Below are 4,357 nucleotides of genomic sequence, written 5' to 3' on the forward strand. Positions count from 1 at the left end.
CGCTGACTCTGCTGGGCCCCGCTCACCTCGGCCCCCGCTCACCTCGGCCCCCGCGCATCCCGGTACCCTTGAGCCCGTGACTGAGCAGCCGATGGCAGACGACCTTCCCGAGCAGATGCGCGTGCGGCGCGACAAGCGCGACCGCATCCTTGAGAGCGGCGGCGAGGCCTACCCCGTGTCGGTGCCGGTGACCCACGAGATTGCGGCGGTGCGTTCCGCCTACGCAGCGCTGGAGGACGGCGTCGAGACCCACGACGTCGTCGCGGTGGCGGGCCGAGTGGTCTTTGTGCGCAACACGGGCAAGCTGTGCTTTGCCGCGGTCCAGGATGGCGACGGCAACCGGCTGCAGATCATGCTCAGCCTTGCGGCGGTGGGCGAGGAGGCTCTCGCGGCATTCAAGGCCGATGTCGACCTGGGAGACCACCTGTTCGCCAAGGGGCGCGCAGGCAAGTCTCGCCGCGGCGAGGTCAGCATCTTCGCCACCGAATGGGCGCTCGCGGCGAAGGCGCTACGGCCGCTTCCCGTGCTCCACAAGGACTTGGCGGAGGACACCCGCGTCCGTCAGCGCTATGTCGACCTCATCGTCCGCCCTTTGGCGCGCGAGACCGCGCGCAACCGATCGCACCTGTTGAGGTCGTTGCGCGAATCGCTCCACGGCCGCGGTTTCATTGAGATCGAGACGCCGATGCTCCAGACGCAGCACGGCGGCGCCGCGGCACGGCCCTTTGTGACGCACATGAATGCGTTCGACATCGACCTGTATATGCGCATTGCCCCCGAGTTATTTCTCAAGCGCGCCGTTGTTGGCGGCATCGAGAAGGTATTCGAGATCAACCGGAATTTCCGCAACGAGGGCGCGGATTCCTCGCACTCGCCGGAGTTTTCCATGTTGGAGGCCTACGAGGCGTATGGCGATTACTCCACGATGGCGACACTGACGCAGGATCTGGTGCAAACGGCCGCCACGGACCTGTTTGGTTCCACGACGGTGATGCACGCTCATGGCGAGGAATACGACCTCGGCGGCGAATGGCCCTCGATCACGCTCTATGGTTCCCTGTCGGAGGCCCTGGGCCGCGAGATTTCTCCGCACACCTCCGTCGAGGACTTGCTCAGGCTGTGCGATTTAGGCGACATTTCCGTCGACCCCAAGCAGGCGAACCACGGCAAGCTCGTGGAGGAGCTGTGGGAACACCATGTGGGCGCCGGGCTCACGGCCCCCACGTTCGTCAAGGACTTCCCGGTCGAGACGAGTCCGCTGACGCGCGACCACCGCACCACCGAGGGCCTCGTGGAAAAGTGGGACCTGTATGTGAGCGGCTTCGAATTGGCGACCGCCTACTCCGAGTTGGTGGACCCCGTGATACAGCGGGAGCGCTTCGCGCAGCAGGCGCGCATGGCCGCGTTGGGCGACGCCGAGGCGATGCGGCTGGACGAGGACTTCCTCACGGCGATGGAGCACGGCATGCCGCCCGCGGGTGGTCTGGGCATGGGGATCGACCGACTGCTGATGGCCCTCACCGGTCTTGGAATCCGCGAGACCATTCTGTTTCCCCTAGTCAAGCCCGAGGAGCGGTCATGAGCATCGGAACGCTCGCCATGGGGCTGCTCCCGTCGATCGGCGTCGGGGGCCTGTTCTTCTTCATCATGCGCGGGATCATCCGCGCGGACCGGCGCGAACGGGAAGCGATCGCCCAGCTGGATCGCGACGAGGCGCAGCGTGCCCAGCGCCTTACCGCGGAGCACGGCGACCAGCCCACGGAATAGGTTGCCGCTGTCGGCAATGGTTTCTTCAAGCGTAGTTTATCGCCGCAATCATTGACGAATCCGACAAGAATGCAACGGATACGATCCGACCATAGGCAGCGCGCGTCTTATTGTGTGAAGATTGGAGCGTCACCTAGAAAGGAAATGCCGTGGCACAGAAGGTTCAAGTGGTTCTCGTCGACGATGTCGACAACGGTCCCGCAGACGAGACGGTGAAGTTTGCCGTTGAGGGCGTGCAGTATGAAATCGACCTTTCGACCGCACATGCGGCCGAAATGCGTGCCGCACTCGCGCCATGGATTGCCGCCGCGCGAAAGGTGTCAGGCAGGTCGTCGGCCACATCGCGCTCGGGCTCGGACGTGAGCAAGGTGCGGGCGTGGGCCAAGGCGAACGGTTACGACGTGTCGGAGCGCGGGCGCATCTCGACCACGGTGCGTTCCGCGTACGACGCGGTTCACTAGAAACGCCGACGGCGCACTAAGGCGGCGGGGCACCCCCACCGCTCGTGCTGGCGCCCGGCTCGTGGCAGGCTGAACTCATGACCACGTTCTTCGTCGGCACCCATCCACCCGACGGCCTTGGCACGCCAGTGGGCCAAGGCGAGGGCATCTGGCGCGCGGAGATCGACGCCGACGGCGTGCTGTCGGCGGCGCAGATCGCCGTCGAGCCCGCCCCTTCGTTCGCGGTGGCACACCCGCGCCAGCCCTTGCTGTACGCGGTCGAGGAGTCGCACCCGACATCACTGGCGGTGTGGAATGTCGCCGAGCTGCCGCACGAGGTCGCGCGCGTCGACTTCGACGGCTCGCAAGGTTGCCACGTGTTGATGGCTCCCGACGCGGCCACGGTCTACGTGTGCCACTACGGCACGGGCGAGGTCAGTGTGATTCCGCTCGCGCTCGACGGGATGCCGGCGCCTGCCGCGCCGGCGCAGACGATCTCGCACGAGGGGTCGGGGCCGCGGGTCGACCGCCAGACAAGTTCCCACGCGCACTCCGCGGCGTTCGCGCCCGGGGGTCGGCACCTGCTGGTCGCCGACCTCGGGACGGACCAGCTCAGGCGGTACACGATAGGCGAGGACGGGCTCCTGTACGAACCCGGAATCGCGGCCGATCTTCCTCCCGGGTCCGGCCCGCGCCACCTCGCCGTTCGCGGCGAGTCGCTGTACGTCGTGTGCGAACTCGACCATCGGCTAAGGACCCTGCGGTGGGACCGCGCGTCGGGCACGGCCGAGGTGATTGCGGACCATCCCACCACCTTGGCGCCACGACGCACGGGCGACGCCCTGTCCAGCGCCCACGTGGCGCTGGTGGATCGCCACGAGGGAGACGTGTTGCTGGTGTCGGTGAGGGGCGCCGATGTGATTTCCGTCTTCGACGTCGCGCCGGAGGGCGAGCTGACCTACCGCGCGGCGTTCGACGTGGGCTACTGGCCACGGCACTTCGCCGTGGTGGGGGAGTATCTGGCGGTGGGCGCCGAGCTGGGGCACGAGGTCCGGGCCTTCCCGCTTGCCGAGGTGCTCGCCCTCGCGCCGGAGACCGAATCGGGCGCGATCGCGGCGTTGCCCCACCTGTCCGCGCGGGTCACCAGCCCGGCCTGCATCGTCCCCGCGTAGGCGGCGACCGCCCCGAACCGGCGAGCCGCCGGGACGTTGGCCGTGAGCGCTTCGCGCGCAGATGCGACAGGATGGACTCATGACTTACACACTCATCCTGCTCCGCCACGGCGAGAGCGAATGGAACGCCAAGAACCTCTTCACCGGTTGGGTCGACGTGCCCCTCAACGAGAAGGGCTGGGGCGAGGCCAAGCGCGGCGGCGAACTGCTGAAGGCCGAAAACGTGCTCCCCGACGTGGTCCACACCTCCCTACTGCGGCGCGCGATCATGACCGCCAACCTGGCCTTGGACGAGGCCGATCGGCACTGGATCCCCGTGAAGCGCGACTGGCGACTCAACGAGCGCCACTACGGCGACCTCCAGGGCAAGAACAAGGCCGAGACGCTCGAACAGTATGGCGAAGAGAAGTTCATGACCTGGCGCCGCTCCTACGATGTGCCGCCGCCCGTCATCTCGGCCGACAACCAGTACACGCAGGAGGGTGACCCTCGCTACGCGGGCGAGCCGATCCCCAAGACGGAGTGCCTCAAGGATGTTCTCGAGCGCGCGCTGCCCTATTGGGAGTCCGCGATCGTGCCGGACCTCAAGGCGGGCAAGACGGTCATGGTGGCCGCCCACGGCAACTCGTTGCGCGCCATCATCAAGTATCTGGACGGCGTGGGTGACGACGAGATCGTCGGCGTGAACGTGCCTACTGGCATCCCGCTTGTCTACGAACTCGACGAGCAGACCCTCAAGCCCATCAAGGCCGGCGGAACCTACCTCGACCCCGACGCCGCGGCGGAGGCCATCAAGGCCGTGGCCAACCAGGGCAAGAAAGGGTAGCCTCGAATCACAGACGTTCGGTCGACCTCTCATTGTCGGCCGACAAAGCGAAGGGCCCCGCCATGAGGCGGGGCCCTTCGTCGTCGTGTGCGGTGGGCTAGGGCGTGTCTCTGAAGTCATGCGAGCCAGAGCATGATCGCGGCGAGGACGAC

5 protein-coding genes are annotated in these 4,357 nt (G+C 66.9%); all 5 read left to right on the forward strand.

Annotated elements, in window-relative coordinates:
* Positions 1-91 precede the first annotated feature (91 nt).
* Positions 92-1,582, forward strand: a complete 1,491-nt coding sequence (gene lysS / locus QZZ29_RS11980) for a lysine--tRNA ligase (protein ID WP_291383564.1) — start codon at positions 92-94, stop codon at positions 1,580-1,582.
* Positions 1,579-1,767 carry a hypothetical protein gene (locus QZZ29_RS11985; RefSeq protein WP_291383560.1) on the forward strand — a complete coding sequence of 63 codons (189 nt, stop codon included), beginning with the start codon at positions 1,579-1,581 and terminating at the stop codon, positions 1,765-1,767. Before lysS ends, QZZ29_RS11985 begins: the two co-directional genes overlap by 4 nt.
* A gap of 149 nt (positions 1,768-1,916) precedes the next feature.
* A complete protein-coding gene (locus QZZ29_RS11990) occupies positions 1,917-2,228 on the forward strand; it encodes an Lsr2 family protein (protein WP_291383561.1) in 312 nt (103 codons plus the stop codon).
* A gap of 77 nt (positions 2,229-2,305) precedes the next feature.
* Entirely contained in the window at positions 2,306-3,379 is a 1,074-nt protein-coding gene (locus tag QZZ29_RS11995) for a beta-propeller fold lactonase family protein (protein ID WP_291383562.1), read from the forward strand.
* A 79-nt stretch (positions 3,380-3,458) separates the two neighbouring features.
* Positions 3,459-4,205, forward strand: coding sequence for a phosphoglyceromutase (locus QZZ29_RS12000; protein WP_291383563.1), 747 nt, complete (start codon positions 3,459-3,461; stop codon positions 4,203-4,205).
* The last annotated feature ends 152 nt before the right edge of the window (positions 4,206-4,357 follow it).

The organism is Demequina sp., from assembly GCF_016278765.1.
GTDB lineage: Bacteria > Actinomycetota > Actinomycetes > Actinomycetales > Demequinaceae > Demequina.